General features: G+C 46.7%; 30 protein-coding genes, 2 tRNA genes and 1 other annotated feature. Of the genes, 10 read left to right on the top strand and 22 right to left on the bottom strand.

Translation table 11 applies throughout. The features are described 5' to 3' along the window. The 3 genes from QT994_RS14765 to QT994_RS14755 all read left to right on the top strand — a co-directional run. On the top strand, positions 1 to 2,940 hold a 2,940-nt coding region (locus QT994_RS14765; RefSeq protein WP_333175724.1), incomplete at its 5' end, for a CHAT domain-containing tetratricopeptide repeat protein. A gap of 253 nt (positions 2,941 to 3,193) precedes the next feature. Continuing rightward, positions 3,194 to 3,562 (top strand): hypothetical protein, encoded by a 369-nt coding sequence (locus QT994_RS14760; protein ID WP_333175722.1) that lies wholly within the window; start codon positions 3,194 to 3,196, stop codon positions 3,560 to 3,562. After that, positions 3,555 to 5,105 (top strand): hypothetical protein, encoded by a 1,551-nt coding sequence (locus QT994_RS14755; protein WP_333175720.1) that lies wholly within the window; start codon positions 3,555 to 3,557, stop codon positions 5,103 to 5,105. The genes QT994_RS14760 and QT994_RS14755 overlap by 8 nt, the downstream gene beginning before the upstream one ends. A gap of 47 nt (positions 5,106 to 5,152) precedes the next feature. Here the strand turns inward: QT994_RS14755 and moeB are convergent, their stop codons facing one another. The 8 genes from moeB to QT994_RS14715 form a co-directional block, all read right to left on the bottom strand. Then, positions 5,153 to 6,325 (bottom strand): molybdopterin-synthase adenylyltransferase MoeB, encoded by a 1,173-nt coding sequence (moeB, locus tag QT994_RS14750; RefSeq protein WP_333175718.1) that lies wholly within the window; start codon positions 6,323 to 6,325, stop codon positions 5,153 to 5,155. Positions 6,326 to 6,404: 79 nt separating this feature from the next. Then, entirely contained in the window at positions 6,405 to 6,884 is a 480-nt protein-coding gene (locus QT994_RS14745; RefSeq protein WP_333047663.1) for a M67 family metallopeptidase, read from the bottom strand. A 293-nt stretch (positions 6,885 to 7,177) separates the two neighbouring features. After that, positions 7,178 to 7,405 carry an indolepyruvate ferredoxin oxidoreductase subunit alpha gene (locus tag QT994_RS14740; protein ID WP_333047665.1) on the bottom strand — a complete coding sequence of 76 codons (228 nt, stop codon included), beginning with the start codon at positions 7,403 to 7,405 and terminating at the stop codon, positions 7,178 to 7,180. Between the two features lie 144 nt (positions 7,406 to 7,549). Then, positions 7,550 to 8,785 (bottom strand): ATP phosphoribosyltransferase regulatory subunit, encoded by a 1,236-nt coding sequence (locus QT994_RS14735; protein WP_333175715.1) that lies wholly within the window; start codon positions 8,783 to 8,785, stop codon positions 7,550 to 7,552. Positions 8,786 to 9,234: 449 nt separating this feature from the next. Next, on the bottom strand, positions 9,235 to 10,134 hold the full coding sequence (locus QT994_RS14730) for a DnaJ domain-containing protein (RefSeq protein ID WP_333175713.1): 900 nt from the start codon (positions 10,132 to 10,134) through the stop codon (positions 9,235 to 9,237). 102 nt (positions 10,135 to 10,236) lie between these two features. Next, positions 10,237 to 11,052 carry an inositol monophosphatase family protein gene (locus QT994_RS14725; RefSeq protein WP_333175711.1) on the bottom strand — a complete coding sequence of 272 codons (816 nt, stop codon included), beginning with the start codon at positions 11,050 to 11,052 and terminating at the stop codon, positions 10,237 to 10,239. Between the two features lie 147 nt (positions 11,053 to 11,199). Beyond that, complete coding sequence (locus tag QT994_RS14720; protein WP_333175710.1) at positions 11,200 to 11,715, bottom strand: thermonuclease family protein; 516 nt, start codon at positions 11,713 to 11,715, stop codon at positions 11,200 to 11,202. Positions 11,716 to 11,749: 34 nt separating this feature from the next. Then, positions 11,750 to 12,118 (bottom strand): 2Fe-2S iron-sulfur cluster-binding protein, encoded by a 369-nt coding sequence (locus QT994_RS14715; RefSeq protein ID WP_333040827.1) that lies wholly within the window; start codon positions 12,116 to 12,118, stop codon positions 11,750 to 11,752. 214 nt (positions 12,119 to 12,332) lie between these two features. Between QT994_RS14715 and QT994_RS14710 the strand changes: the two genes are divergently transcribed. Beyond that, positions 12,333 to 12,417: transfer RNA gene (locus tag QT994_RS14710), tRNA-Ser, on the top strand. 382 nt (positions 12,418 to 12,799) lie between these two features. Here the strand turns inward: QT994_RS14710 and QT994_RS14705 are convergent. From QT994_RS14705 to QT994_RS14685, 5 genes are all read right to left on the bottom strand, one after another. Next, a complete protein-coding gene (locus QT994_RS14705; protein WP_333175709.1) occupies positions 12,800 to 13,198 on the bottom strand; it encodes a transcriptional regulator in 399 nt (132 codons plus the stop codon). After that, the gene (locus QT994_RS14700) at positions 13,182 to 13,481 is read right to left on the bottom strand and encodes a type II toxin-antitoxin system HigB family toxin (protein WP_333175707.1); all 300 of its coding nucleotides are present in this window, start codon (positions 13,479 to 13,481) and stop codon (positions 13,182 to 13,184) included. Before QT994_RS14700 ends, QT994_RS14705 begins: the two co-directional genes overlap by 17 nt. Next, positions 13,478 to 13,786 carry a hypothetical protein gene (locus QT994_RS14695; protein ID WP_333175705.1) on the bottom strand — a complete coding sequence of 103 codons (309 nt, stop codon included), beginning with the start codon at positions 13,784 to 13,786 and terminating at the stop codon, positions 13,478 to 13,480. The genes QT994_RS14700 and QT994_RS14695 overlap by 4 nt, the downstream gene beginning before the upstream one ends. Next, positions 13,779 to 13,961 (bottom strand): hypothetical protein, encoded by a 183-nt coding sequence (locus QT994_RS14690; protein ID WP_333175703.1) that lies wholly within the window; start codon positions 13,959 to 13,961, stop codon positions 13,779 to 13,781. The genes QT994_RS14695 and QT994_RS14690 overlap by 8 nt, the downstream gene beginning before the upstream one ends. A gap of 82 nt (positions 13,962 to 14,043) precedes the next feature. Further along, a complete protein-coding gene (locus tag QT994_RS14685) occupies positions 14,044 to 14,853 on the bottom strand; it encodes a pentapeptide repeat-containing protein (protein WP_333175701.1) in 810 nt (269 codons plus the stop codon). A 71-nt stretch (positions 14,854 to 14,924) separates the two neighbouring features. Between QT994_RS14685 and QT994_RS14680 the strand changes: the two genes are divergently transcribed. From QT994_RS14680 to crtD, 5 genes are all read left to right on the top strand, one after another. Next, positions 14,925 to 15,854, top strand: coding sequence for a phosphodiester glycosidase family protein (locus QT994_RS14680; RefSeq protein ID WP_333175699.1), 930 nt, complete (start codon positions 14,925 to 14,927; stop codon positions 15,852 to 15,854). Between the two features lie 255 nt (positions 15,855 to 16,109). Further along, positions 16,110 to 16,766 (top strand): HEAT repeat domain-containing protein, encoded by a 657-nt coding sequence (locus QT994_RS14675; RefSeq protein WP_333175698.1) that lies wholly within the window; start codon positions 16,110 to 16,112, stop codon positions 16,764 to 16,766. Between the two features lie 21 nt (positions 16,767 to 16,787). Then, positions 16,788 to 16,937, top strand: a complete 150-nt coding sequence (locus tag QT994_RS14670) for a hypothetical protein (RefSeq protein ID WP_333175728.1) — start codon at positions 16,788 to 16,790, stop codon at positions 16,935 to 16,937. A gap of 60 nt (positions 16,938 to 16,997) precedes the next feature. After that, positions 16,998 to 18,497 (top strand): ribbon-helix-helix protein, CopG family, encoded by a 1,500-nt coding sequence (locus QT994_RS14665; protein ID WP_333175697.1) that lies wholly within the window; start codon positions 16,998 to 17,000, stop codon positions 18,495 to 18,497. A 182-nt stretch (positions 18,498 to 18,679) separates the two neighbouring features. Beyond that, entirely contained in the window at positions 18,680 to 20,296 is a 1,617-nt protein-coding gene (crtD, locus tag QT994_RS14660) for a C-3',4' desaturase CrtD (RefSeq protein WP_333175695.1), read from the top strand. A gap of 155 nt (positions 20,297 to 20,451) precedes the next feature. On the opposite strand, the gene rplL is transcribed toward crtD, so the two are convergent. The 9 genes from rplL to rplS all read right to left on the bottom strand — a co-directional run bounded on the left by rplL (position 20,452) and on the right by rplS (position 25,093). Then, the gene (rplL, locus tag QT994_RS14655) at positions 20,452 to 20,844 is read right to left on the bottom strand and encodes a 50S ribosomal protein L7/L12 (RefSeq protein WP_333047677.1); all 393 of its coding nucleotides are present in this window, start codon (positions 20,842 to 20,844) and stop codon (positions 20,452 to 20,454) included. Positions 20,845 to 20,981: 137 nt separating this feature from the next. Then, the gene (rplJ, locus tag QT994_RS14650; RefSeq protein WP_333175693.1) at positions 20,982 to 21,590 is read right to left on the bottom strand and encodes a 50S ribosomal protein L10; all 609 of its coding nucleotides are present in this window, start codon (positions 21,588 to 21,590) and stop codon (positions 20,982 to 20,984) included. A gap of 29 nt (positions 21,591 to 21,619) precedes the next feature. Further along, positions 21,620 to 21,793, bottom strand: a sequence feature (ribosomal protein L10 leader region). A 108-nt stretch (positions 21,794 to 21,901) separates the two neighbouring features. Then, a complete protein-coding gene (rplA, locus tag QT994_RS14645; protein WP_333047679.1) occupies positions 21,902 to 22,615 on the bottom strand; it encodes a 50S ribosomal protein L1 in 714 nt (237 codons plus the stop codon). 265 nt (positions 22,616 to 22,880) lie between these two features. Then, entirely contained in the window at positions 22,881 to 23,306 is a 426-nt protein-coding gene (gene rplK, locus QT994_RS14640; RefSeq protein WP_006635588.1) for a 50S ribosomal protein L11, read from the bottom strand. Positions 23,307 to 23,309: 3 nt separating this feature from the next. Then, positions 23,310 to 23,948, bottom strand: a complete 639-nt coding sequence (gene nusG / locus QT994_RS14635; protein ID WP_242721257.1) for a transcription termination/antitermination protein NusG — start codon at positions 23,946 to 23,948, stop codon at positions 23,310 to 23,312. After that, complete coding sequence (secE, locus tag QT994_RS14630; RefSeq protein ID WP_332980948.1) at positions 23,945 to 24,178, bottom strand: preprotein translocase subunit SecE; 234 nt, start codon at positions 24,176 to 24,178, stop codon at positions 23,945 to 23,947. The genes nusG and secE overlap by 4 nt, the downstream gene beginning before the upstream one ends. A gap of 144 nt (positions 24,179 to 24,322) precedes the next feature. Continuing rightward, the gene (locus QT994_RS14625; protein WP_333047680.1) at positions 24,323 to 24,532 is read right to left on the bottom strand and encodes a hypothetical protein; all 210 of its coding nucleotides are present in this window, start codon (positions 24,530 to 24,532) and stop codon (positions 24,323 to 24,325) included. Continuing rightward, a tRNA-Trp gene (locus QT994_RS14620) sits at positions 24,503 to 24,575 on the bottom strand. The genes QT994_RS14625 and QT994_RS14620 overlap by 30 nt, the downstream gene beginning before the upstream one ends. Before the next feature lie 134 nt (positions 24,576 to 24,709). After that, entirely contained in the window at positions 24,710 to 25,093 is a 384-nt protein-coding gene (gene rplS / locus QT994_RS14615) for a 50S ribosomal protein L19 (RefSeq protein WP_333047681.1), read from the bottom strand. A 40-nt stretch (positions 25,094 to 25,133) separates the two neighbouring features. Between rplS and QT994_RS14610 the strand changes: the two genes are divergently transcribed. Beyond that, positions 25,134 to 26,534, top strand: a complete 1,401-nt coding sequence (locus QT994_RS14610) for an inorganic phosphate transporter (RefSeq protein ID WP_445243913.1) — start codon at positions 25,134 to 25,136, stop codon at positions 26,532 to 26,534. The last annotated feature ends 62 nt before the right edge of the window (positions 26,535 to 26,596 follow it).

Here is a 26,596-nt window from a genome sequence, read left to right as displayed (position 1 = left end):
AATTTAGAAAAGGCGATGGCATTTTATGAAGCAGCTTTACAAGTTCGCACCCGCCCAGCTTTTCCCCAAAATTGGGCTGGGACTCAAAATAATTTGGGAGAAGCTTACAGAAAGAGAATCAAGGGAGACAGGGGTGATAATTTAGAAAAGGCGATCGCATTTTATGAAGCAGCTTTACAAGTTTACACCCGCGAAGCTTTTCCCCAAAATTGGGCTGGGACTCAAAATAATTTGGGAGAAGCTTACAGAAAGAGAATCAAGGGAGACAGGGGTGATAATTTAGAAAAGGCGATCGCATTTTATGAAGCAGCTTTACAAGTTTACACCCGCGAAGCTTTTCCCGAATCTTGGGCAATGACTCAAAATAATTTGGCAATTGCTTACACCCAGAGAATCAAGGGAGACAGGGGTGATAATTTAGAAAAGGCGATCGCATTTTATGAAGCTGCTTTACAAGTTTACACCCGCGAAGCTTTTCCCCAAAATGGGGCCGGGACTCAAAATAATTTGGGAGAAGCTTACAGAAAGAGAATCAAGGGAGACAGGGGTGATAATTTAGAAAAGGCGATCGCATTTTATGAAGCTGCTTTACAAGTTTACACCCGCCCAGCTTTTCCCCAAGATGGGGCCGGGACTCAAAATAATTTGGCAAATGCTTACTTATACAGAATCAAGGGAGATAGGGGAGAGAATATAGAAAGGGCTATCGCATTTTATGAAGCAGCTTTACAAGTTCGCACCCGCCCAGCTTTTCCCGAATCTTGGGCTGAGACTCAAAATAATTTGGCAAGTGCTTACTTATACAGAATCAAGGGAGATAGGGGAGAGAATATAGAAAGGGCTATCGCCTTTTATGAAGCAGCTTTACAAGTTCGCACCCGCGATGCTTTCCCGCAAGATTGGGCGATGAGTCAAAATAATTTGGCACTTGCTTACAGTGACAGAATCAAGGGAGAACGGGGTGAGAATCTCGAAAAGGCGCTCCAACTTTTTAAAGCAGCTTTAGAAGTTGACACTCCTACTACCTTACCCCTTAACTCTCTGAAAACAGGCAGAAATCTAGGCAATTTAGGATTTGCAGAGAGTTTGTGGGAAACAGCCATATTCGGCTACGAAAAAGCCATCGAAGCAGTCGAACAAAGCCGCGAGTGGATAACATCCGACAAACGCAAACTAGAAATCATCGAACAAAATCTCAACATCTACGAAAAAATGATGCAATCCTGCATCAATCACCAACAATATGACAAAGCCCTGCAAACAATCGAACGCAGCAAATCCCGCTACCTAGTCGAACTCTTCACCAACAGCGAAATCTACCCCAAAACAGCCACCGAAACCGAGAAACAGCAACTCCAAAACCTGCGCCGCCAAATCGCCGCCTCCCAACAACTCCTAGAAACAGAAACCCCATCTCCTCCCCCTCTTTCTCCCCCCCTTACCAAGGGGGGGCCGGGGGGGGTTCCAGATGACTCTCCCTCACAACGCACAACCCAAACCCGCAGTCTCAGCCCCGAATCTTTCCAACAACAAAAAGCCAAATTAGAAACAACATCACAGCAACTAGCACAATTGCTAGAACAGATAAAACAGCGAGAACCAGAATTCTCCCTAACTCAAAAAGTCGAACCCATAGACATCACCCAATTCCAACAAACCTTAGACACCGAAACAGCAATCATAGAATGGTACATCGGCAATTCTAACTCCCCCCTTACTAAGTGGGGCTGGGGGGGATCTGCATTCATCATCACCCGCGACAGCATAAAACCAGTCACATATACCACAACCGAAATAGCCGAATTAGAAACCTGGAAAAACAACTATCTCGACGAATACCGCAACAAAAACACCAACAAAACCTGGCAAAAAACCCTATCCCAAAAACTCCAAAAACTCTCAGAAATCCTGCGACTAAACGAGATAATCGCCCACATCCCCCCCAACTGCAAACAACTAATCCTAGTACCCCACCGCTACCTGCACCTCTTCCCCCTCCACGCCCTAAAATTCACCTCAGAAACCCGATTTAAACAAAAAACCAACTTTCGCGGATACCTCCTCGACAGCTTCCCCGCCGGCGTGAAATACGCCCCCAGCTTGCAACTGCTGGAACTCGTAAAAAATCGCATCACCACCAGAAACTCCCCCCCACCCAATCAGCAACAACTATTTGCCCTCCAGAATCCCACCGAAGACTTATTCAACGCCGACATGGAAGTAGAAACCATCAAAACCCGATTCAATCCCCATCAAATTTTACTCAAAAAACAAGCCACAAAAACCGCCCTCAACGAAAACCGAGAAAACCTCTCAAACGCCAACTACCTGCACTTTTCCTGTCACGGCGTATTCAACTTTGACAATCCGCTGCTGTCATCCCTAGTCTTAGCCGATTCCCTGGAACCGCAAACCTCACCCCCGCCCCCAGAGTCAAATCAGCCCGATGAAACACAGCGCTATGTCACCCTACGCAGCGGCAGAAAAGCCATCCCAGAAAAATGCCTCACCCTGCGAGAAATTTTTGCCGATTTGCAGTTACCGCAGTGCAGTCTCGTCACACTTTCCGCCTGCGAAACCGGGTTAACCACCTCAACCGCAATGACGGATGAATACATTGGTTTACCCAGCGGTTTCTTGTATGCGGGTAGCATGAATGTTGTCAGCAGTCTGTGGGCTGTCGATGATTTTGCCACGGCAATTTTGATGATTAAATTTTATCAGGAATTGCCGGATGCAGATTCAGTAGCCCTCGCTTTGAATGCGGCGCAAAACTGGATGCGCGGTGTTAGTAAGGAGGATGTTAGAGTTTGGGTAAAATTGTTAAATTTAGATGAAAAATGGCAACAAGGTACGGAATTGTGGTTAATTAACTCGAATGAAGAACAGCCTTTCAGCGATCCGAAATATTGGGCGGCCTTCTGTGCAACGGGATATTAAGTTAGGTGTGCCATCAGGATTTTGTAGGGGCGGCTTTTACAAACAATATATAACGATGACCAACAATCTAGATACACCCACCCCCACCCACCAATAACCCACATCAACCTGAAATTTGCATCGAATGCTAAAATGTAGATGATGATTTTTCGTTTTGTGGGGGCGGGTTTGAGAGATTGTCGATTTTAGGCAATTATGGTTGGTGAAACCCACCCCTACGAATTTATATTTTTTAATCACGGAAGTAATTACAATGGAACCTGACAAAATTATCAATGCTTTTCTCCAATGGCTGCACGAAAATCCGAGTATTTTCATGCCGACAGCATGGCAAGATTTACCCGAATTAAAAACAGAAATGGGAGAACTCGCAGACGATCAATTGTTTTTTATTGCTAGGGCTATCAGCAAGTGGTGTGCCCGTCATCAATTGGGAGAAGAATTAAAAATTGCGGCCGGCCAAAACAAAAAAGAAATCGACGATCCGGGCGAACCCACCCCACCTATCACTGACCCACTAACTAACATCACTCAAACTCTGCGTCAAAGCATTGAAGATAGCTACAAAAAAATTCAAGAACAACTAGATGCAGAGAATCAATCAAATACAGACAATGACTGAAAACAGTAAAATCTATGCCCCCAACGTCTATTTGTTTGCCTTTCACCTCTGCCAACCCCTAGAATCAGAGTCGAGTTCCCCTGTGGAATTCGCCCGTTTGTGGCAGAAGTGCGATGAGATTTTGCAAACTAAATTAGCAGTCGGTAAGGCATTCAACGGCAGCTACTTGTCCAAAAAAGACGAACCTGCCGGATGGCGAGTCAACCTGATTAATAAAGAAGTTGTTGACCAGCGAAATTCTCTGGATTTTGCTAAGAATATTTCCCACGATAATCAGCAAGTTAATCTCAAAGGTTTCGCCCAACCGCTGCGGATTGATGACAGCTACGCTTTGGGTTTACAAATTCGCGTTCCCGAAAAAGTTGACGGCAATAAAACATCGGCTGTCGATGTTAGCATCTTCAAGGAATTTAATCCCGATAACTGCTTGCTGCCGGATTTTGTGCAAAGCTATTTCGGTCAAACTCTGCTGCTTACCGCTTGGCTGAGTGTAGAACAAAATCAAGCGGCGCGGGAAGATTCGCAGTTTCTGAAAAAATTAGCCCAACAGTGTCTGGAAAAATTCATTGAAAGTCAAAATCTGCCGAGTTTTTACCGTCAAGGCGAATTGTTCGGTAGCCCGATTTTAGAATACGGCAATCCGAGTCGGCAAGATACTGACTGCCACGTTATCGTCTGGTTTTTCAACAGTTCCGCAACCGATGAAATCTGGGATGAGACGCGGTACAGCGATTTTATGGATTTGTTTTTGTACCGAAATAAGATTCTTCGCGCTTATCACGACAGCCGCAAGCTTTACGCCGTGACTCGCGAGGAATACAAGCAAATTGAACTGGATATTGACAAGACTTTTAAGTATTTGCAGCGAGAGCAAGCTCAGCAGAGGCAATCGAAAGGTGCGGGTTTAAATGAGGAGGAATTAAAATATCTGGAAACTCAGATGATTGAGATGCCGCCTCGGGCTGTGAAGTATGCCCGAATGCTGATTGATTTGGAGTTTCGCCAAAATACGATCGCAATTAACGCCCAAAATTACCAGGATAAATTAAATCAAATAAGTCTTGACATCAAAGCAGCTAAAAAGTACAATGATAGTGATGCCGATTTAAGTTTCCTCGAAACATTCAACAAAGAAACTTGCCCGCAGTTTCAAAGGCAGATTCAAGCAGATTTAGGCTATTTCAAACACGGTTCCGGCTTGCTAGACCAAGCAACCGAGGCAATTAGAGCAATTGTGGCGATCGAAGAAGCTTATCGAGATGCCAAACTAGAGGTAACGATTCAAGCTGTCGGCTTTGGTTTAGGAGTAGCCGGGGTGGTGGCTGGCAGTTCTCCTTATTTGATTAAACAAGACCCGCCGAATCAGATGATTGTTTTGCCTTTGCTGAAGGTGGGAATTAATTCTTTTGCCTTCGTATTGTTGATTAGTATCGGTGCCGGGGCTTTAGTTTGGGGTGGGGTTTTGTTACTAGCCAATTCCAAGAATCTATTAGGTAAGTTCAAGAATCTACTAAGTAGAAATAAACAGTTGCCGCCGCCCTAATCCCCGTTCCGGGCGGGCAAATCGCCCGCCCCAGAAAAAGATTAGCCTTAATATTGAGGTACAGACGGGTCTACTTCTTCACTCCAAGCAGTAATTCCGCCCTTAACATTAATCCCCTCAATTCCAGCTTCCTTCAAAATCCCCAAAGCCTTCGCAGAACGCCCGCCCATTTTGCAGTGTGCAATCAAGCGGTGGCCGTTCAACAATTCCTTGACCTTAGCGACACCTGCGGCGTGTTCGATATCCGGCAAAGGAACCAAAACCGACCCAGGAATTTGACAAATTTGATACTCGTTGGGATTGCGAACATCTAACAATACAAAATTATTCGCACCGCTGTCGATTAACTCCTTAAGTTCTTTGACAGTCATCTCAGGAATTTGCGTTTGCTGACTTGCTTCCTGCGCTTTTGCTTGAGGAATGCCGCAGAATTGTTCGTAATCGATTAACTTTTCAATTACCGGGCGCACTGGATTAGGCCGCAGTTTCAATTGCCGGAACGTCATATCTAAGGCATTGTAAAGCAACAGTCTGCCGCTCAAAGTAGTGCCTTGACCCAAGATAATCTTGATAGCTTCCGTTGCTTGGATAGAACCGACAACTCCGCACAAAACGCCTAAAACGCCGCCTTCTGCACAAGAAGGAACCATCCCAGGAGGCGGGGGTTCTGGGTACAAATCGCGGTAATTCGGGCCGCCTTGGTAGTTGAAAACTGTTGCTTGGCCTTCAAATCGGAAGATGGAACCGTAGACGTTCGGCTTGTTTAAAAGCACGCAAACGTCGTTCATCAAATAGCGAGTCGGGAAGTTGTCCGTACCGTCGATGATGATATCGTAAGGAGTGGCAATGTCGATCGCATTTTCCGAACTAACGCGAGTTTCGTACAAATCAACTTGACAAAAAGGATTAATTTCTAAAATCCGATTTTTAGCCGACTCAATCTTCGGTTTCCCAACCCAAGAAGTGCCGTGAATTACTTGCCGCTGCAAATTGGAATGGTCTACAACATCAAAGTCTACAATCCCAATGCGGCCAACACCGGCGGCTGCTAAATACAGCAGCAGCGGCGAACCGAGGCCTCCCGTACCGATGCAGAGCACACTGGCAGCTTTGAGACGCTTCTGGCCTTCCAATCCAACTTCTGGCAGGATCAGGTGGCGAGAGTAGCGTTCGTATTCTTGTTTGTTGAGCTGGATCTCGTCCAGATTAGGATTTAGCATGATATTGTGTGTAGCGCAGATTTTGAATTATATCCTATCTGAATCTTTCGCTTTTTTACGAGTTTGTTATTTTTACTAATTATTTCTTAATCTGAGTCGGTTCCACTGCGAGAATTTCCTCTGCTTGAAAGTTCCCCTCTCCGTCAAGACTCCAACTGCGGAGGTCTTCCCAACAGCCTTGTCGGACGGACACAATAATATAAGAGTATTCGGCCCACGCCAATGTCCGATCGCACTCTGAGGGTACTGCGGGACAATCCGTGTGAGAATGATATATACCGATAATATCCAGAGTGCGATCGCGCCCATGTTTCATCGCCCGCAACATATCTTCGGGTCTTATAGCATATCTGCGTCTTTCTGTCAAGTCTTTTTGTTCCGGCCAATTCTCTTCAGCCTCAGAACTCCAAGCATTGTCAGTCGGCCAAACTTCTACCACAGTTTTAACATCGCCAGTAACTCGACCGAGCAACAAACCGCAGCATTCTTCAGGATAAGCGCTTTCGGCGTGGGTGCGGATGGATAAAATGTGAGAGTCGGAAAGTGCGATCGGCTGCATAGGATTTTATGGTAGGTTTTTTTGTAAAGTGCGATCGGGCTTTTTATTAAACGAACCGCGAAGACGCGAAGGGCACGAAGGAAGACAAGATAAGGGAAGAGAAATAACTCACAAAAGTAACCTAATTAATTACCTCACTTATAGATTTAAAAATTAGATTGTTGCAATATTTCTCACCCTTCTTCTGTGCGCCCTTTGCGCCCTCTGCGGTTCGCACAAAAAGTGAATGTAAGGTGCGCCGAACCGCGCACCTTACCCCTTAGTTAATGTAGCTATCTAGCCCTCAATTGCAATTAAGAGGGAGTTTGCTGCAACTCAGGCCGTTCATCTGGAACGATCGCTTTTTCGACAGGACACACCTGCAAACAAATACCGCAGTCAATACAGGTATCAAAATCAATCCAAAACCAATCAGTACCCTTGACATTTTTGCCGGGACCGGGGTGAATACAAGCAACCGGACAAGCGCCGACGCAATCCGCAACTCCCTCGCAAATATTCGTAACAATAGTGTGTGCCATAGTGTTCTCTCAAAAGATTTTAGTTAGATAGGGAATTAGCAATTAGCAATTGGCAAAACCTTCTCTCAATCAGCAGGATACATAATATCATATCGGGTGATTTTTAACCAATTACCAACTACTAATTACTAATTACCAATTAGCCTAATTTACCGTTTCAATTGTTGGCAATCCTTCAGCATTTACCCAAGCAATTTGAGCAATTCGTCGATCGCGCGCGTATTCCCGCGCCGACTCTGCTGTCTCCCGACTCTCTAAATCTATTTCCACCCGAACTAGGTGAGTAGAGTCTCGGAGTTTGCGAGCATAATCAAAGGCCGCCGCCCCAGCTTCAGGAGTTTGAGGCACAACCAACCATTCGCTAGCTGGTGTCTCCGTGGGCAATTGCCCCTCTGTCAGCAAAACTTGGTGCAAATCTTCAATATTCAGACAAAACCCGATGCCGGGGGAATTTTGACCTTGGGGGTCGAACAGTCCCAACAGTTGGTCGTAGCGTCCCCCTTGTCCTAAAACTCGCTGTCCTGTCTTGCTGCTGCTGACAACTTCAAACACAATTCCAGTGTAGTAGTCAAATGTTTGAATTAAACTCAAATCGAGGTGAATGTGGGATTTTAGATTGGGAATTTTTGACTGGCATTGGTGCAGCAATTCGATCGCCGATTTGAGATTGTTTAACGCCGATTGCTGCGGCAAATCTAAATCCAGTTTGGCAACAATTGGCAACACCTCTTCTGGGCGGCCGCGCAAGTCAAATAACAGCAGAGCTCTTTCTCGCAATTCGGTTGACAGCGGCAAAGTTTCCAAGGCAATTCGATCGAGATTGGCGATCGCCCCCCGAACTTTTTGGCGCACGTTTGGCGGAAACGGTTCTAGCAATGTTGCAGTCAAGCCCGCTTCTCCCAAAACCAAATGCCAGTCATCTATTTCCAAGCTCTGCAAGCACTCTGACAGCAGCAGCAGCACTTCCGCATCCGCAAACGTCCCGCCCGCGCCGAGCAGCTCTACCCCAGCTTGATAGAACTCCTGTTGCCCGCCTGAGCCAGTATCTGGGCCTTTGCGGAACACGTTAGCGTTGTAGTAAAGGCGCTGAGGCTGCCAGCGAGTCCCGGCCATCCGCATCGCAGCCGCGCGGGCGATGGATGCTGTTAATTCCGGCCGCAAACCAAGTTCTCCATCCTCGGCGTCTTGCAGTTGAATTAAGGTCGATCGGTCGATCGCGCCCCCAGCCATCAAAGTTTCCAGCCGTTCTAGAGTTGAAGTAATAATCCGGTGATAGCCCCAGCGGTGAAAAACCTGCTGCAAGCGCCGTTCGATCGAAATTTTTTGAGCAACGTCAAGGGGCAATAAATCTCTTGCGCCGGATGGGGGTTGGTGAACCATATCAATTTTAGATTTTAGACTTTAGATTTTAGATTGGGCTTAGAAGCTTAGCTTTATGGACGGTGTTAAAGTCGAAGGAGGCAAGCTTAACCTTCGACTTTAACAAATTAAGGTGTCATATCAATTTTAGATTTGAGATTTTAGATTGGGCTTAGAAGCTTAGCTTTAGGGGACGGTGTTAAAGTCGAAGGAGGCCTGCTTAACATTCGACTTTAACAAATTAAGGCGTCCTATCGTTTTCGTTTGCATCGAAATAATCATTTTCCCCGTCAGTGCGATCGTCCCGTTCTTTCTGGAGCATCCGATCTCGCGGGACAATCGCACTGACGGTATAATTCCGATGTCACCGGATTTGATATCACCAAGTCTTGATTGTTTGGCTCGATCCCACTCCACTGCTGAGCAGTTCACCCGTTTCTAAATATTCAAGACTCACAAATCACAACTTCTCACTTCTTCTTCCCGCCAAACAAACTTGCAAAAAATCCTGGTTTCTCGTCACCTTTTTTTGCCTTGGCGGCAGCTTGCTCCAGCTTTTTCTTAACCTCCAAAGCCGTCGGTTCTTCAGGATTTGATGCCAAAGCTTTGTTCATCTCAATTTTTGCCATTGTGGCTTGATTTTGTTCAACGTAACACATTGCTAACAAAGCGTGGGTCTTGCTGTGTTTCGGATCGAGCTTCACGCCTTCTTTCAACTCTATAATTGCTTTGGCGTAACTTTTGCTGTCCATGAATCCTTGAGCTCGGCGGCAATAGGCTTCGGCCAGCGAGCCTGTTGGGGTTGGGGTTGGGGTTGGGGTTGGGGTTGGGGTTGGGGTTGGGGTTGGGGTTGGAGTTGGGGTTGGGGTTGGAGTTGTCGAACCGGCTATAATCCGCTCTTTTCGCAGCAGGTAAACCATGTTGAGTTCGCTAATTTGATTGATCGCCTCTTGCGTTTCCTTAACTGATTCGTACTGCTTGAGAGCGAGTTTGCTAACTGCTGTTTTGTAAGCTTCTTCCCAATTTTGAGCTGTAGCTAACTGTTTGGCTGCTGCGCTTTCGATTTGCATTTTCGCCTGTTCTTTAACAACGCGCTTGGCGACAGTTCCTAATAGCAGGCTGTATTCTTTGCGATCGCTTTCCTTAGAGAATTTGTTGTAAGCCGGATTGACTACTTTTGACAAAAATTGGTTAGCCCAATCTTTATCGGCTTGGCTTTCAAAAGAGCAAGTATCCGAATGCAAGCGGCGGGCGATTTTCATGTAGCGCTTGCGGATGTCGTTAAACTCGGCGTCTAAGGGAATTCCCAAAATTGCGTGCTGATCAGTAAAGTCATACTTGAACAGCCCTTTTGTCATTTCAAAAGACATAACTTTTACTCTTCCTTTCCTGGCTTTTCACTATTCTTTAATGTAGCTTGAGTCAAGGGGTTCTGACCCCCGTACTACCCCCGATCTCTTGCTGGGGGGACGCTACTTCCAAGAAGATAAGGGAGGAACTGCTAGCAGTGCGCTGCTGAGTTCGGCGTGTATTTTGCCGTTTGTGGCCAAAATCCGACCCGAGTTCATCTCAAAGGCACTGCCGTCATAAGCTGTAATTTGACCTCCGGCTTCGGAGACGATGACTACACCTGCTGCTACGTCCCAAGCGGCGAGTCCCCGTTCCCAGTATCCGTCCGATCGCCCCATCGCGAGGTGTGCGAGGTCTAGGGATGCGGAACCGCTGCGCCGCACGCCTTGGGTGAGGTGGGTGAGGTGACAGAATTCGGCATAATTATTGTCTGCTGTTTCGCGCCGATCGTATGCAAAGCCAGTGACTAGCAAGCTGGTTCTCAATTCTGGGATTTGGGAAACTTCGATCGGCGAACGGTTGCAGGTTGCTCCCAATCCTTTGCCTGCCCGAAACAATTCGTTATGAAAAGGGTCGTAAATTACTCCAATTTGTGGTAATCCGTCGATTAAAAGTCCGATCGACACGGCCCAAAAAGGATATTGGTGAGCATAATTGGTTGTGCCGTCCAAAGGGTCGATCGCCCACAGGTATTTGCTGCTGGCATCCCCTAATTTGCCGGATTCTTCGGCGAGGATGGCGTGGTCGGGTACGTGGCGGCCCAGAATTTCTAAGATGACGGCTTCTGAGGCTTTGTCGGCTTCTGTTACTAAATCGCCCGATCGCCCTTTTTCTTGAATTTTTTCTAATTTTCCGCAGAAAGATTTCAGGACGGAACCGGCGGCTAGGGCTGCTTCGGTGGCTATTTCTAAGAAGTTTTGCAGTTGATTGTCAGTCATTAGGAAAAGGGAAGTACGAACCGCGAAGACGCGAAGGACACGAAGGAAGAGAAAAGTGGGGAGAGGGAAGAATGAAATCTTTGCTCTTTAGTTATTAGTGATCACTGAGGAGTTTTTAGTTCTTGACAAATGACTCCTGACTACTTACTATTTCCGATTTTGCTGACGAAATTCTGCGGGAGTTTGGCGCAAAGCTCGTTCTGGATTCCACAGACCTTTACCCATAAGTCTCGCCCATTCTTGAGCGTTGATGAGTCGCTGCTGATATTTAGTGTTGGGCGATCGCACTGAGGCGAGGGCATAACCTTCTTTGACGAGCAGTTCATTGAGCAGAATTTTATCTTGCCACAAGTAGGCTAGTTTGCGATCGAACTGGTCTTTCTCTTCGATGTCTGATTCTAACAATACCTGTTTTCCCCCAATTAGCTGTTCTAATCTTTGTTTGGCTGCTTCTCCCCAAGGCTGCTGTTTTAAATCCGGCGCATCAATACCAATCAGCCTGATTTGTTCTAATAAGGCTATTTTGTTGGCTGTACTGATAACTTCGATTGTTTGGCCGCTGATGGCCCTTTCTACTTTGGCGATCGTACCTTGGGGCATTTCTGGTTTTTGGCAGCTAGCTAGCAACAGACAAAGGGCGATCGCAAATAACCGATAGAGCATGGATAATTGGTAGTTGATAATTTATCAAATTGCCTCATTCTTCATCCAACGGCAAACCGGCTTTAACTTTACCTTTGCCGAAGTAACGGCCGAATTGCAGTTCGTACACTTCGTCTTCATCTTGCGTCTCTACCTCGATGTTGGAACGGGGATAGCTGACGCACAGCAGGGCATAACCTTCTTTTTGCAGTTCTACAGAAAGCCCCATTGCTTCTGGCTGGTGCAGTTCCCCCGAGTTGACGCGCACCGCACAGGCGGTACAAGCGCCGTTGCGGCAGGAAAAGGGCAATTCTACTCCTTGGTTTTCGGCGCTTTGCAGGATGTAGCGGTCTTCGGGTACTCGCACGGTGTGGCGATCGCCTGTCTGTCTGTTATGAATTTTAATTGTGTAAGAGTTAGTCATGGAATTTTAGATTTTAGATTTTAGATTTTAGATAGGGGTTGGCGGGGCAAGATCCTTGAAATGAATGGGTTTGCGACCCCGAGAGGAGAACCCAAGCCTGCCCGTTTCACACCCTACCCATATTAAACAGCAAATTTATGCCGTTACCCCTTCCCAAATCAGATTTGTTCTGCTAAGATAGCTTAGCTGTGGCTAAATGAATTAATTTAGTCCTGGAGAGGTGGCCGAGCGGTTGAAGGCGCACGCCTGGAAAGTGTGTTTAGGGCAACTTAACGAGGGTTCGAATCCCTCCCTCTCCGTTAAACAAGCTGTTCAGGCAAAAAAAAACAGCTTGCAAAAAAATCTCTGATATGAGATAAATACTTTGATTAGAGCGCTCGCCCTTGAATTCTTTGAGAAAAATCAAGGGCGAGCGCTTTTCAATGTTTGAGTGTAAATTAGGGCGATCGCGCCGAGAATATACGCCCAGATATAATGCCAATAGTAGAAAACCATAGTGACCTACACCAATCGCCAGCGATATAGTCTAGGAGCGTCACTTAATTGTTTTTTCCAAATTTATCTTTGAACTAATGGCATGGGCATTGGGCATCGGGCATGGGTAATAGTTAGTGGTTACGGGTTAGTAGTTTTTCTAATCACAAATAACCCATACCCTATTCCCAATGCCCAATTACCAAATTAAATGAACAAGCTAGCTGAGATTTTAAAATAATCGCCTAGTGCCTTAGCTTGTGCCTTGCTAATCGCTCTTTTCCCATTCACAACCTCAGACACCACACCGCTCGATCCAATGATGCCTACCAAGTCCGCTTGACGGGTGCCGCTGGATTCCATGATGTGTTGCAAAATCTCATGAGGCTCCGATTTGTCCATCGGATAATTTTCTGTCTCATAAACTTCAATCAGCGTGACTAACAACTTGTATAAAGCTCTCTCCTCTGGAGTGAGGTTTTTAGCGAACGTTAGCCGTTCTGCCACAGCCAGGAGGCGATCGTATTCCTCTTCGGTTTCGATCGCCATAGGAGCGATTTCTGCAAGCAAGTTGCTATAAGTGGCTCGCTCAAAAGTAAGGATCATTTTTCCATTTGTCTTTGTCGTATTCAGCGTGGGTTAGGAAATATTTGTAGTAAATAGTTTGGTTCTCGTAGTTGATGCCGACAATCAGGCGATATTCGTTGCCTTTGATATTAAAGACTGTCAAGTCTCCTACTGCTTCGGCATCCCGGTAAATATTGCGAACCTCCTCCAGATTCTGCCATTCTGCTTTCTTTATAGTGTCGTTCCACCTATCAATTTGATTTTTGACATCGGGGTACTGGGCAGCATCTTTACGGAGGTTCCGGATCGAGATTAGGTTCATTTGTTTTTCTTTGTGAGATTTTGGGGTTTTTCATAAATAAAAAAGTGGTTTTTGTTTTGTGTTGCTACTATGCTTATACTCTCATATTGAGAGGGAAATGTCAAGGCCCGATCGAGTAAAAATTCTTTAACCCACTCCAAGTGGGTTTTGTCTGTGTAGGCGCGGTTGGAAACCGCAGGCTTTGTCTTTAATCCCACTCTTCCTCCCCCGACTCGATCCTCATCGTGTAAAAAAGCTTCTAGCAGCGTGGTTCGGGCGATCGCCTTGCAAATCAGAGTCAGCGTTTTAGCAGAGGTTTTACCCACGACAGGGTTGCGGTGATGTGCTAGAGCTTCCAGCAAAAAAAAAAGTTGCAGGTTTGCCAATTGAGCCGAGAGTTTCGGCTAAACTCAGCCTCACCATTCCCTGCGAATCTCCCATACATTCGATCATTTTTTTGAGCAGTTCACTTTCGTTGGGATTAAAAGTTGCGAGGGCCATTTGCTCTCTCACCGTTTGCAGCAAAGCGTCGCTTTCTGCTGGCTCAATTGCTGTTTGAATATCAGTCAGGGAATTTTAGATTTTAAATTTTAGATTTTAGATTGAGGTAATTTATATCGAACTTAGCATCAGCGAGATTTGCCCCTCTGAACGAAGTACCCTCAGCATTTCCAATCTCTCGAACAATAGCCGAGAAAGACACAAACGCAAACCAAAGATACAGCAGCGACAGCAAACCGAAACACATACCCCAAAACAGTTTGTGAGTGCTCAGAAAAGCGCTCGCCGTTGCACTGAACAAAAAAGCCGCTGCGTAAGTCGCCACACTTCCAGCCGATGCGATCGCAACCTGTGCAAATTGGCTACGAATCCGGGAACTCACAAAAAACATTAACACCCCGCCGATCGCCATTCCAACAAGAGCAGCCTGGGAATTATTATTAGTTGCAGTGCCAGCATAGAAAAATCCCAACAAAGCTCCTGATAGAATAGCAGAAATTGTTCGTGCCAATCTACCCGCTTTTGAGCTTTTTGGCTGTTTGCTGGCGATCGCCGAAGCGAAACCAGCAGCGCTCAAAACCCCGTACAGCAACAGAACAAAAGGCCAACTGCCAGAGCCCGGTACTTGTCCTTGAGTTCCCAAAATCAGTCGAGTCAGAACATCGCCCACAACCAAACCAATGGCGATCGCCCCACCACTCAAAACAGCTATCTGTCGCCGAGAAAGCCCGATTTTCGCACCAAGAAAATTCGCACCCGCTAACTGAGCATTTCTAAAATTGCAGCCTCGAACATCCGCACCGCTGAAATCAGCACGGTTAAGAATTTGTCCTTGGAACGATCGATTTCGTAAAATTTGATTGCTAAAATTATTGGAATCCGAATACTTCATATTAGTACAGGATGGTTGAAAATATATAAATCTGTCACTGTTCCCGTCCTCCATCTCAAATCTAAAATGGTATGACTTATCGGCCCAAGATCAAACAAATTTCGCATATTCTCGGTCTCGGAATATTGCTCGCACCAATACTACTCTACAACATTCCCTACTTTTTGCGCCCCGAACAAACAAGCGAAGCCCGATCGCTCTTTCAAGGAATAGCCTACCGCAGGGAATTTCGGACTAATCCGCGTCCCACGCTAATTCACATGGTTAGCATCGACCTACAAGCGCCGGGAATAGGAATTTTTGTCACTCCCGGAAACCCAACACCCGATTTAACAGAAACCAATGCCCGCACGGCTACTGAATTCCTGAAAGCATTTAAATTGCAATTAGCAGTCAACGGCAATTTTTTTTATCCCTGCATCGAGGAAGCACCTTGGGATTACTATCCCCGCAGTGGCGATCGAGTAAATAATGTCGGACACGCCATTGCCAAAAGCCAAGCTTATTCTCAACCACATTCAGGCTTTCCCGCCCTTTGTTTTGATGCCAAAAACCGCGCTCAAATAATCGAAAACGGCACTTGTCCTGCGGGAACAGCCTATGCAGTTGCCGGAGATACTTTGCTGGTGAAAAATGGTAAACCCGTAGCACAAAGTCAGGAAGAACGCAAACAGGATAAACCATATCCCCGTGCAGTCGCGGCGATCGACAAAACAGGCGACAAGTTGTGGTTAATTCTGGCAGACGGCAAGCAGAGGCTTTACAGTGAAGGGCTGAAATTGAGCGAAATAACTGATATTTCCATGCAGTTGGGAGCCGAGACAGTGCTAAATTTAGATGGCGGCGGCTCCGTAACTTTTGCAGTAGCATCGCCGTCAGGAGCGAAACTGTTGAATGCTCCGATTCAGAATAAAATCCCCATGCAGGAACGTCCCATTGCCAATCATTTGGGATTTTATGCGCGGGAGAATTACGCTTTTATCTCCAAATATGGGAGTTAAAAATGATTCTACTCTGCGCTGCTCCCAAGCCGCTACTTGTAAAAAATCGGCTGTTAAAAACTATTAAAAACAATAAATTATGCCTCCGCATACTCAAATAAATAGGGTACTGATTGCCTTCATTACTAATACAAAACTTCGCTTAAATACCCACACAATTTCTTATTCAGCAGTGATTTTTTTTTTAATCTGCCCAAAATCCGGGAATAATTGCTAAAATTGTAAAGAAATGTAACAAAAATATATAATTGGCTTATGAAAATTAGCGAAATCCAAGCAGCGCTGCAAAGTTCGGATTCTCAACAGAGGCTGCGGGGGGTAACGGCTCTGAGAAAGTGCGATTCTGCGGTGGCGCTGCCGATGTTGCTGAGCAAAGTGGACGATCGCGAGTTTATGGTGCGATCGTTCGTGGCGATGGGATTGCGGCAGATTCAAACTGCGGAAGCTTTTGCCGCGCTGTTAAAAATGATGCAGTTCGATCGCGATCCGAACGTCCGCGCCGAAGCCGCTAACTCTTTGTCAAGGTTCGGAACCGAGGCAATTTCTCATTTAGTCGAAGCTTTTCGCCGCGATGACAATTGGCTAGTCCGCCGCAGCATTATGGCTCCGCTGTACGAAATGCAGTGTCCTGATGCAGTATTTGAAATTTGTGCGATCAGTCTTGGCGACGAAGATTTACCAGTTCAGGAAGCAGCAATTGACGGATTGGGTCTGCTGGCAAATACTGTGAAGCAAGAAGAGGCATTGCAGAAATTATTACCTTTAGTAAGTTCGGATTACTGGGGAATTCGGCTGCGAGTTGCTCGCGCACTAAGCAAATTTGACAATCCTCAAGCTCGCGCTGCTGTGAGCTATTTGGCAAAAGATCGAGATCATCGGGTTGCAGGTGCGACTTTGGAAGCTTCGCTTTAAAACAACGGCTTACAAGCTCAACTGCGCTATCTGCGGTATCGTGCCGAAAAAACCCCGGGTCAGGGAATGTTCACGCGGTTCTACGGCGAGGAATGGACGCAAGAGTATATTCAAGGATTTTTGTTCAATTGGGAACGGAAGCTGCCACAATTGGTAAGTAGCAAAAATTAATTTTAATAGAAGCTTCAGCCACTATACTAATAAGTGTAGGTTGGCATGAGGAAAATGCCAATGGTCAAAAAAAATCGCAATGTAGTTAGTTCCAATTCAGAAAGCAAAGTCAAAGTCGGACTTTCGCTGACTTCTTCTAGTGCCGATCGATTAAACGTGATCGCTCGAAAACTCGGAATATCAAGGTCGGAACTCCTAGAACGCTTGGCACAAGGCGCTCTGGATATTTCTAAGGACAAGACGGAAGTTACTGTCACTTGGAAAAAAGGTGAAGAAACTCAGGTAGAGGCCCCCGACTTGCAAGGGGAAACAGCCGAAGAAAGCGAAATTAATGACGCTGTAACGGCAGAAACTCTATCGGACTCGGTGAGCGTACAGCCAAATCCGCTCCAAGAAAGTTACGAAGCTTTACAGCAGCAGTTGAGTGAACGCGAAAGTTTGATCGAATCTTTGCAGCAGCAATTAGCTACCGAAAAGCAAAATCTCGAAAGCCAATTGCAGGAAACTGTAGCGAAGTCGAGTTACGAAAGTTTACAACAGCAGTTGGCTGAACGCGAAAGTTCGATCGCTTCTTTGCAGCAGCAATTAGCTACCGAAAAGCAAAATCTCGAAAGCCAATTGCAGGAAACTGTAGCGAAGTCAAGTTACGAAAGTTTACAACAGCAGTTGGCTGAACGCGAAAGTTCGATCGCTTCTTTGCAGCAGGAATTAGCTACCGAAAAGCAAAATCTCGAAAGCCAATTGCAGGAAACAGTAGCGAAGTCAAGTTACGAAAGTTTACAACAGCAATTGGCTGAACGCGAAAGTTCGATCGCTTCTTTGCAGCAGCAATTGGCTACCGGAAAGCAAAATCTCGAAAGCCAATTGCAGGAAACAGTAGCGAAGTCGAGTTACGAAAGTTTACAACAGCAGTTGGCTGAACGCGAAAGTTCGATCGCTTCTTTGCAGCAGCAATTCGCCGAAAGAGAAGACCGGGAACACGAGTTTCAGCAACAGCTAGCCGAAAAATCTAGTGCTCTGGAATCTTTGCAGCAGCAACTCGCCGAAAAAGAACACCGGGAACACGAGTTTCAGCAACAGCTAGCCGAAAAATCTAGTGCTCTGGAATCTTTGCACCAGCAACTCGCCGAAAAAGAACACCGGGAACACGAGTTTCAGCAACAGCTAGCCGAAAAATCCAGTGCTCTGGAATCTTTGCACCAGCAACTCGCCGAAAAAGAAAGTTCGATGGCATCTTTGCAGCAGCAATTCGGCACCGAAAAGCAAAATCTCGAAAGCCAATTCCAGGAAACCGTGTCGAAGTCGAGCTACGAATCTTTGCAGCATCAGTTAGCAGAAAAGTCAAGTGCGATCGGCGACTTCCAAGTTAAATTGACCAAGTTGCAATATCTGGAAAATCAATTGAACCAGAGTGCAGCGATGCAGCGAAATTACGACGCTTTGCAGCAACAGTCTCAAGAACAGCTAAGAACCATCAAAGCTTTACGGGAACAGCTAGGTCAAATGCAGGCTGTGGCTGGGATTGGCGAAGCTTATCTCAACAAGTGGCGGCGTCCCTGATTCTCCAATCGGCTACGGCAAAAACTCGGGTTGCTTGGGGCGATCCGGCTGCACCTTACCCCTGAAAGGTCCTGTCAACTCGGACGAGTGCTCTTGTAGCGATAGATTTCAACCTGTCGCTACAAGAGCTTTTTATTGCAAAATATGAGCATACTATTAAGAAATATTACAAAAAATAGATTATGAGAGGCGCTCCTACCCCTTTTGGCAAATCCAATCCAGCAGACACTAAGGGCCGCGTCACGGTAATTGGAGGCGGAATCGGCGGGCTGACAGCCGCCGCCCTGCTAGCCCGCAGAGGATACAAAGTGCTAGTCTTAGACCAGGCGATCGTCCCCGGCGGATGCGCTTCCACCTTCAAACGCAAAGGCTTTACCTTCGATGTCGGCGCCACGCAGGTTGCAGGATTGGAACCCGGAGGCATTCATCACCGAATTTTCTCAGAATTAGACATAGAACTTCCCGCCGCCACACCCTGCGATCCAGCTTGTGCGGTGTTTTTGCCGGGAGAAACCGCACCGATTAGCGTGTGGCGAGATCCGCAAAAGTGGCAGGAAGAAAGACAGCGGCAGTTTCCCGGAAGCGAACCTTTTTGGCAATTATTGTCGGCATTGTTCAAAGCTAGCTGGAAATTTCAAGGGCGCGATCCAGTTTTACCGCCCAGAAACTTCTGGGATTTTTGGCAACTAATTCAAGCTGTTCGCCCCGATACTTTAATTACTTTGCCTTTCACTTTTATGACAGTGGGAGATGCTTTGCGGCTTTGCGGGTTGGGAGACAATTTGCGCTTGAGAACTTTTCTGGATTTGCAGTTAAAATTGTATTCTCAAGTCGATACCGAAGAAACGGCGCTACTTTACGCGGCGACGGCTTTAGGAGTTTCGCAAGAGCCACAGGGATTGTATCATCTAGAAGGAAGTATGCAGGTGTTGAGCGATCGACTCGTAGGGGCGATCGAACTCTACGGCGGCAAAGTTTTGTTGCGGCACACAGTTGAAAGTATTGTCACCGCCAACGGCAAAGCAATCGGTACAGTGATTCGCAATCAAAAAACCGGGGAAGTTTGGACAGAAACTGCCGATCGCATGGTTGCCAACGTGACCGCGCAAAATCTAGTAAAATTGATGTCAAGCGAGCCAAGTATCGGCAATTTAACAGATAATTTATCGGTTAAATCAGAGACTTCAGAGACAACAAACAAACTCCCAAGTCAAATGGCAGGCTACAAATATCGAGTTGATAAATTGCCGCCCGCATCCGGTGCATTTGTCATCTATTTGGGAGTGCATGAAAGCGCAATTCCGGCCAATTGTCCGCCGCACCTTCAGTTTCTCTACGATTACCACGGCGAGATTGGGGAGAATAATTCATTATTTGTTTCTGTCAGCCATCCGGGAGATGGCCGAGCACCGAAGGGAATGGCGACAATTATCGCTTCATCATTTACTGATACTCGAATGTGGTGGAATTCGGTTGATTATGAAGGATTAAAGCAAAAATATACCGCAGGGGCGATCGCCCGTTTGAGCGAATATTTCAATTTGACGCCAGAGGCGATCGTACACCAAGAAGCCGCCACACCCCGCACCTTTGCCCGCTACACAGCCAGAGATAGAGGCGTTGTGGGTGGCATCGGGCAGCGAATACCAACCTTCGGCCCCTTCGGATTTGCCAACCGCACACCAATTAAAAATTTGTGGTTAGTAGGCGACTCCACCCATCCCGGAGAAGGCACTGCCGGTGTTTCCTATTCTGCTTTAACAGTCGTGCGGCAAATGGAAGCCACCTCTAAAATCTAATAGGACACGGCAATGCCGTTTCCCTACCCCTAAAATTAATCGCGCGAGAGATGTAACTATCGCGCGATTAATTTTAGGGAATAGTTAACAGTTAACTGTTAAGTGTTAACCATCATTCCGGTGTCACCGGAATTGATATCAACTACATTCTCTGACTACTTGATAGAAATCTTTGCGCCCACAGCTTCAAGCTGTTTCTTCATTTCTTCAGCAGCTTCCTTAGCAATAGCTTCCTTAACTGCCTTCGGTGCGGCTTCTACCAAGTCTTTTGCTTCCTTCAGGCCCAGACCAGTAATTGCGCGGACTTCCTTCAGAATAGCGATTTTCTTGTCAGCAGGAACTTCTTCCAGCATGACAGTAAACTCGGTTTGCTCTTCTACTGGTTCAGGAGCGGCTCCACCAGCCATACCGGGCATCATCATCATGCCGCCTACAGGAGCAGCGGCGCTGACGCCGAAAGCTTCTTCAATTTGCTTGACCAATTCAGATGCTTCGAGCAAAGTTAAAGACTTAAGTTTGTCCAAGATTTCATCAGTTGCAGTAGACATTGTTTGAACTCCTAGTTCGATTGTAGATTGTGGATTGTGGATTGTGGATTGCTCATTAATTATGAGTTTCTCGTCTCCAGTCATGAGTTTGTTTCTCAAAACTAACGACTCTTGACTCGTGACTAATTACTAATGACTTACGCAGATGTGCTTTCAGCTTCTGCTGGTGCTTCTGCTTCAGGTTGTGCTGGTGCTTCTGCTTCAGCTTCTACTGCTGCTGAATCGCCGTCTTTTTCAGCATAAGCTTTAAGACCGCGAGCGATCGAAGTAGGAACTTGATTGATACCCACAGCCAACTTGGTTGCGACACCGTTGATAGCGCCAGCAATTTGAGCCATGAGTTGTTCTTTCGACGGCAGATCAGCTAATGCTTTAACATCAGCTTCTTTCAGCACCCGTCCTTCCATCACGCCGCCGCGAAGTTCAGTCTTCTTAGAGACTTTTTGGAATTCTTGGTAAGCTTTAATCGCGCCGCCAATATCTTCTTGCACGAACAGAAACGCCGACGTACCGGTCAGCAATTCCTGGATCGGCTGCCAGGTTTCGTTGCCTTCAACCGCAATTCGCATCAGCGTGTTTTTTGCCACTTGGCAACTGCTGCCTTTCGGACGCAAACGCCGACGCAAATCTGTAATTTCAGCAACAGTTAAGCCCGTGTAGTCAATCACGATCGCCAGTTGAGATTCGCTCAAGGTTTGCTTGAGGTCTGCAATAATCTCATTTTTTACTGCTAAAGTTTTGCCCATACTTATTTCACCTCCTTTTAGGATCGAAAATTGCCCGTCAAAAACCCCGACCTTCGAGCCGGGGCAGAGAATTAAAAATTAACAAGTCAGAATTAAAAAATAGAAATTTTCTAATCTTTGAATCTTGAGTTTTTATTTCTTCAGCCTCGGCAGGAAATTAAGCGATCGGCACCTGCGGTCTTCAGCTTATTGATTTTTGATTAGGCTATCACTAGAAGGCAGACATAGCAAGGCTATGACGCAAATCTTGTGAGAGATTTACACAGACAGCCGAAGCTGTCTTTTACCTTCTGCCTTCTGCTTAATTCTTTCTACGCAGCATCAAGTTTGGTATCGCGCAGGGCACTGATATCGACTTCGATCGACGGGCCCATTGTTGCGGATACGTACAAACTGCGCCAGTAGCGACCTTTTGCACCAGAAGGACGGTTGCGGTCAACAGTTTCTTGCAAAGCATGAAGGTTGACCAGCAAATCTTCCGCTGAGAAAGCTGCCTTGCCAAACATAACATGAACGATGCCAGTTCGATCGGCACGGAATTCTAGTTTACCACCTTTAAACTCGTTGATCGCCTGAGCAAGGTCAGTCGTCACCGTGCCACCTTTCGGAGAAGGCATCAAACCACGCGGGCCCAACAACCGACCCAATTTTGCCACCAACGGCATCACGTCTGGGGTAGCAATCAGGCAATCGAAGTCCATCATGCCCTTCTGAATTTCATCGATCAACTCTTCAGAACCAGCAATATCCGCGCCGGCACTCAGAGCTTCTTTAACTTTTTCGCCCTTAGCAATCACCGCAATTCTGACTACTTGACCAGTTCCTTTTGGTAGCGATACAGTTGTCCGCAACTGTTGGTCAGTATATTTCGGGTCAATTCCCAAACGGATGTGAGCTTCAGCAGCTTCGCCAAACTTAGCGGTTGCTGTTTCTTTCAAAAGTTGCAGAGCTTCCAGCGGTAGATAAGGTCTGTCTTCAACTTTCTTTTGAAGTTCTTGCAGTCTTCGTGATACTTTCTTTGCCATTGTTATCTCCTGGGGTCAGTCGATTTTAGATTTTAGATTTTAGATTTTAGATTGAACCTATCGGACAATCTTAAAATCTACTCGTTTTCGGTTACTAGCGAAGCTTTGCTTCTCCCCCTGAACCGATCGATTTTGGATTTTGGATTTTGGATTTTAGATTGAAGATTTGAGCTTCAAAATCAGGAATTTTGGATTAGCAATTTGGAACTTGGACTAGGAAAAATCTTCCTTCTTCCTTCTTCCTTCTTCCTTCTTCCTTCTTCCTTCAGTCCGCGATCGCCACGCCCATATTTTTAGCCGTTCCTGCCACAATTTTCATAGCAGCCTCAACATCATTAGCGTTGAGGTCAGGCATTTTGGTTTCAGCGATTTCTCGTAACTGAGCCTGTGTAATAGTCCCTACTTGCTTGCGGTTAGGTTCTCCCGAACCCTTAGCAATGCCAGCCGCTTTTTGAATCAAAACCGACGCCGGCGGGGTTTTGAGAATAAACGTAAAACTGCGGTCTTCAAAAACCGAAATTTCTACCGGAACCACCAGACCTGCTTGGTCTGCGGTTCTAGCATTGTACTCCTTGCAAAACATCATAATATTGACGCCGTGCTGACCCAGGGCTGGGCCGATCGGAGGAGCTGGGTTGGCTTTTCCCGCCGTAATCGCCAACTTAATTACTGCAACAACTTTCTTTGCCATTAGTTAGTTCTGTTTCTGAACCTGATTGAACTCCAATTCTACAGGCGTATCGCGCCCAAAAATCGAGAGTAAAACTTTGAGCTTGTTTCGTTCCGGGCTAACTTCAATCACATCACCTTCAAAATCTTTAAATGGCCCGGAAAGTACCACAACGTGGTCTCCAGTAGACATCGATACTTTGACAACTGGTTCTGATTCCTGAGCGTTTCTGAAGATCCGTTCTACTTCCGAATGACTCAGAGGTAGCGGTTTGACGTGACCCCTGCCGCGCCCGTAGCGGCGTTTCTGCTCTGCCCCGACAAAATTAATTACATTCGGGGTATTCTTGATCACCTGCCACGTATCCTCGTCCATAAACATACGGATGAGTACGTAGCCGGGAAAGATTTTTTCATCTGACTGCCGCCTGGAACCGTCTTTGCCGACTTTGATCGCCGGAGTTTGCGGAATTTCCACTTGAACGATGCGATCGGCAACATCCAAAGTTTGAATCCGCTGATCCAAGTTTGCCTTCACCCGCTTCTCGCAGCCAGAGGCAACTTGAACAGCATACCAGCGAGCATCAATCTCCGGCACATCTGGCGATGCTGCCTGTCCCGTCGCTTCTGTGGAATACTCCGATTCTTCTGATGCAAAAGTCATGGCCCAAACACCTTTCCCGCGCCCCAGTTAAAAAAATTATCCACAAAATAGATCAGGCTTGCTGAGAGGATTACCATCAAAAGCACGGCCAAAGACTCGCTGATTAGCTGCTGCCGGCTCGGCCAAACCACTTTGTCGAGTTCTTCTCTAGTTTCCTTAAAAAAACCCGCAGGGTTAAACCCAGGCGCCGTTATTTCTTGAGTTTCTTGAGCTTCGTCTTTTTTCGCCACGATTTAATCCCCCTTGCGATTTTAGATTTTAGATTTTAGATCGTGTGAGTGGCCCGCGGCTCTCTGATTTTTTGACACTAACCACTTACGCTCAAGTCCAAAATCTCAAATCCAAAGCCACGAATTTTTTACAAGCCCAACCAATCAACGGCGTAAATGCCGATCGCCGAAACCGACGATCAAGAAGCCACACCGAGCATTTGTTGATGGCATTTTTTGCGAACCGCCCACAAAAATTAATTCTACCCGAAAGTTTGCGGTTTTGACTGTTGCCAGCCAATAATCCGGGCGCTTTCGGGCAGAATTTAAAGTTTGGTGATTCAGCGCGCCCTGGAGGACTTGAACCCCCGACATCAGGTTTTGGAGACCTGCGTTCTACCAACTGAACTAAGAGCGCACAGGTGAGGTTGCTGAAATTCGCTTAACCTCTAGATTTCTATTTTAACACAGTGCGCTCCTAAATGGGAAACTTTTTTTTGAAATTTCTCAATTTCCCATGAACCATGAACAAAAGGGAAGCTGGGTGCATTCCTACAGGGAGCGATCGAACCGCTGTTTGACGCGAGTAGCTTTGCCCACCCGATCGCGCAGGTAGTAAAGTTTTGCTCTGCGGACTTTCCCGCGGCGCATCACTTGGATCGTGGCGATGCGGGGCGAGTGAATCAAAAACACCCGTTCCACTCCGACGCCCTGAAACACGCGGCGGACGGTGATTGTTTCATTAATCCCGCCGTTACGCATGGCAATCACAGTCCCTTCGTAGGGCTGAACCCGTTCTTTGTTACCCTCTTTAATTCTTACGCCGACTCGCACTGTGTCGCCCACGTAAATTTCGGGGAGAACTTTGCTGAGTTCTACCTTGACTCTATTTATTTCTGCCGTCTCGATTGAACGGATTATTTCTGCGCCTTTCATCGGATTTACCAAAACTCACAATCCCTTATCATATATCGAAATGCCCGTTTTATGTCAAAAAATTTCTATGTTAGATACCTCTGGAGTCGTATTTCTGCAACTAGGGGCAATGGCTGCACTGGCCTTGTACGTCGCCGCCAACTTGGGGGCCAACGATGTCGCTAACTCGATGGGGACATCCGTAGGCTCGAAGGCGCTAACGCTGCGGCAGGCAATAATTGTTGCAGGCATACTGGAGTTTTCCGGCGCAGTGCTGTTCGGCCAAGGAGTTTCCGAAACTCTCGCAACAGGAGTTGTGAATGCAGATGTGTTCTCTACCCAGCCGCAAGTATTTTTAATCGGGATGGTGTCAGTGCTGATAGCTTGCGGGATCTGGCTGCAAATCGCTACCAGTCGAGGTTTGCCGGTTTCTTCATCCCATGCAGTGGTGGGCGCGATCGCGGGTTTTAGCTGTGTTGCAGCCGGAATTAATGCAGTTGATTGGCGAACCATCGGCACCATCTCCCTAACTTGGGTGGCGACACCTGTTGCCAGCGGTGCTTTAGCCGCACTATTTTACAGTGTGGTGAAGTATTCGATTCTCGATCGGCCAGATCCTCTATCTCAAATGCGCGAGTGGATACCTTGGCTGAGTGCAGCAATGCTGAGCGTATTTGGGATAATTGTACTGCCCTCTGTTGTGAATGTCGCTTTGGTGCAGACAGGGGCGATCGCCGCCGCGCACGATCGATTTGGCTGGAATCTTCCAACTCACGATATTGTCATTGGCATTGGGAGTATTGGGGCGATCGTCTTGACACTCACTAGCTGGAAAAAATTAGAATCAGTTGAGAAGGAAGAAGGAAGAAGGAAAAAGGAAGAAGCAAGAGGAGATAAGGGATTCGGCCCAAGTACAAACTCCTCCCCCACTCCGACAGTACCCCACTCTCCCATCGAGCAACAAATGGCGAGATTTCAAGTCTTGAGCGCCTGTTTTGTAGCATTTTCCCACGGTTCCAACGACGTAGGAAATGCCGTTGCTCCCCTAGCTGCGATCGCCTACATCCGGCGCACAGGTTCCTTTCCCTCAGAAGATTTCAGCGTACCACTGTGGATTTTAGTCGTCGGAGGCGCAGGAATAGTCATCGGTTTAGCCATCTGGGGCAAAAATGTAATTGCCACAGTCGGCGAAAAGATCATCGAACTCCAACCAAGCGGCGGATTTTGCGCGGAATTAGCCACAGCCACCACAGTCTTGCTAGCATCCCGCTTCGGTTTGCCAGTTTCCACATCCCACGCTTTAGTGGGTGCAGTCGTCGGAGTCGGGCTGATCAAAGCTTGGAAAACAGTACGCTTGGAAACTTTGCTGTCAATTGGTTCGGCTTGGCTGGTGACAATTCCGATCGCAGCAGGTTTGGGTGCTATCATCTTCAGCATCGCGCAATCCATTGGGCAATTTTAGATTTTAGATGAATGGTGCAACCGAAATTGATAGAATTCATCTGCGTTAATCTGTGTTTATCT

The sequence above is a fragment of the Microcoleus sp. S13_B4 genome, from assembly GCF_036700885.1.
In the GTDB taxonomy this organism is placed as follows: Bacteria; Cyanobacteriota; Cyanobacteriia; order Cyanobacteriales; family Microcoleaceae; genus Microcoleus.
The sequence above is the reverse complement of the archived record's forward strand: the minus strand, read 5'-3'. Positions and strand labels throughout refer to the sequence as shown.

Excerpts from the sequence above, each read along its gene's own strand:
- QT994_RS14760 (WP_333175722.1), top strand. The coding sequence starts at position 3,194 with ATGGAACCTGACAAAATTATCAATGCTTTTCTCCAATGGCTGCACGAA.
- QT994_RS14755 (WP_333175720.1), top strand. The coding sequence starts at position 3,555 with ATGACTGAAAACAGTAAAATCTATGCCCCCAACGTCTATTTGTTTGCC.
- moeB (WP_333175718.1), bottom strand. The coding sequence starts at position 6,325 with ATGCTAAATCCTAATCTGGACGAGATCCAGCTCAACAAACAAGAATAC.
- QT994_RS14745 (WP_333047663.1), bottom strand. The coding sequence starts at position 6,884 with ATGCAGCCGATCGCACTTTCCGACTCTCACATTTTATCCATCCGCACC.
- QT994_RS14740 (WP_333047665.1), bottom strand. The coding sequence starts at position 7,405 with ATGGCACACACTATTGTTACGAATATTTGCGAGGGAGTTGCGGATTGC.
- QT994_RS14735 (WP_333175715.1), bottom strand. The coding sequence starts at position 8,785 with ATGGTTCACCAACCCCCATCCGGCGCAAGAGATTTATTGCCCCTTGAC.
- QT994_RS14730 (WP_333175713.1), bottom strand. The coding sequence starts at position 10,134 with ATGTCTTTTGAAATGACAAAAGGGCTGTTCAAGTATGACTTTACTGAT.
- QT994_RS14725 (WP_333175711.1), bottom strand. The coding sequence starts at position 11,052 with ATGACTGACAATCAACTGCAAAACTTCTTAGAAATAGCCACCGAAGCA.
- QT994_RS14720 (WP_333175710.1), bottom strand. The coding sequence starts at position 11,715 with ATGCTCTATCGGTTATTTGCGATCGCCCTTTGTCTGTTGCTAGCTAGC.
- QT994_RS14715 (WP_333040827.1), bottom strand. The coding sequence starts at position 12,118 with ATGACTAACTCTTACACAATTAAAATTCATAACAGACAGACAGGCGAT.
- QT994_RS14705 (WP_333175709.1), bottom strand. The coding sequence starts at position 13,198 with ATGATCCTTACTTTTGAGCGAGCCACTTATAGCAACTTGCTTGCAGAA.
- QT994_RS14700 (WP_333175707.1), bottom strand. The coding sequence starts at position 13,481 with ATGAACCTAATCTCGATCCGGAACCTCCGTAAAGATGCTGCCCAGTAC.
- QT994_RS14690 (WP_333175703.1), bottom strand. The coding sequence starts at position 13,961 with ATGGCCCTCGCAACTTTTAATCCCAACGAAAGTGAACTGCTCAAAAAA.
- QT994_RS14685 (WP_333175701.1), bottom strand. The coding sequence starts at position 14,853 with ATGAAGTATTCGGATTCCAATAATTTTAGCAATCAAATTTTACGAAAT.
- QT994_RS14680 (WP_333175699.1), top strand. The coding sequence starts at position 14,925 with ATGACTTATCGGCCCAAGATCAAACAAATTTCGCATATTCTCGGTCTC.
- QT994_RS14675 (WP_333175698.1), top strand. The coding sequence starts at position 16,110 with ATGAAAATTAGCGAAATCCAAGCAGCGCTGCAAAGTTCGGATTCTCAA.
- QT994_RS14665 (WP_333175697.1), top strand. The coding sequence starts at position 16,998 with ATGGTCAAAAAAAATCGCAATGTAGTTAGTTCCAATTCAGAAAGCAAA.
- crtD (WP_333175695.1), top strand. The coding sequence starts at position 18,680 with ATGAGAGGCGCTCCTACCCCTTTTGGCAAATCCAATCCAGCAGACACT.
- rplL (WP_333047677.1), bottom strand. The coding sequence starts at position 20,844 with ATGTCTACTGCAACTGATGAAATCTTGGACAAACTTAAGTCTTTAACT.
- rplJ (WP_333175693.1), bottom strand. The coding sequence starts at position 21,590 with ATGGGCAAAACTTTAGCAGTAAAAAATGAGATTATTGCAGACCTCAAG.
- rplA (WP_333047679.1), bottom strand. The coding sequence starts at position 22,615 with ATGGCAAAGAAAGTATCACGAAGACTGCAAGAACTTCAAAAGAAAGTT.
- rplK (WP_006635588.1), bottom strand. The coding sequence starts at position 23,306 with ATGGCAAAGAAAGTTGTTGCAGTAATTAAGTTGGCGATTACGGCGGGA.
- nusG (WP_242721257.1), bottom strand. The coding sequence starts at position 23,948 with ATGACTTTTGCATCAGAAGAATCGGAGTATTCCACAGAAGCGACGGGA.
- QT994_RS14625 (WP_333047680.1), bottom strand. The coding sequence starts at position 24,532 with ATGTCGGGGGTTCAAGTCCTCCAGGGCGCGCTGAATCACCAAACTTTA.
- rplS (WP_333047681.1), bottom strand. The coding sequence starts at position 25,093 with ATGAAAGGCGCAGAAATAATCCGTTCAATCGAGACGGCAGAAATAAAT.
- QT994_RS14610 (WP_445243913.1), top strand. The coding sequence starts at position 25,134 with ATGCCCGTTTTATGTCAAAAAATTTCTATGTTAGATACCTCTGGAGTC.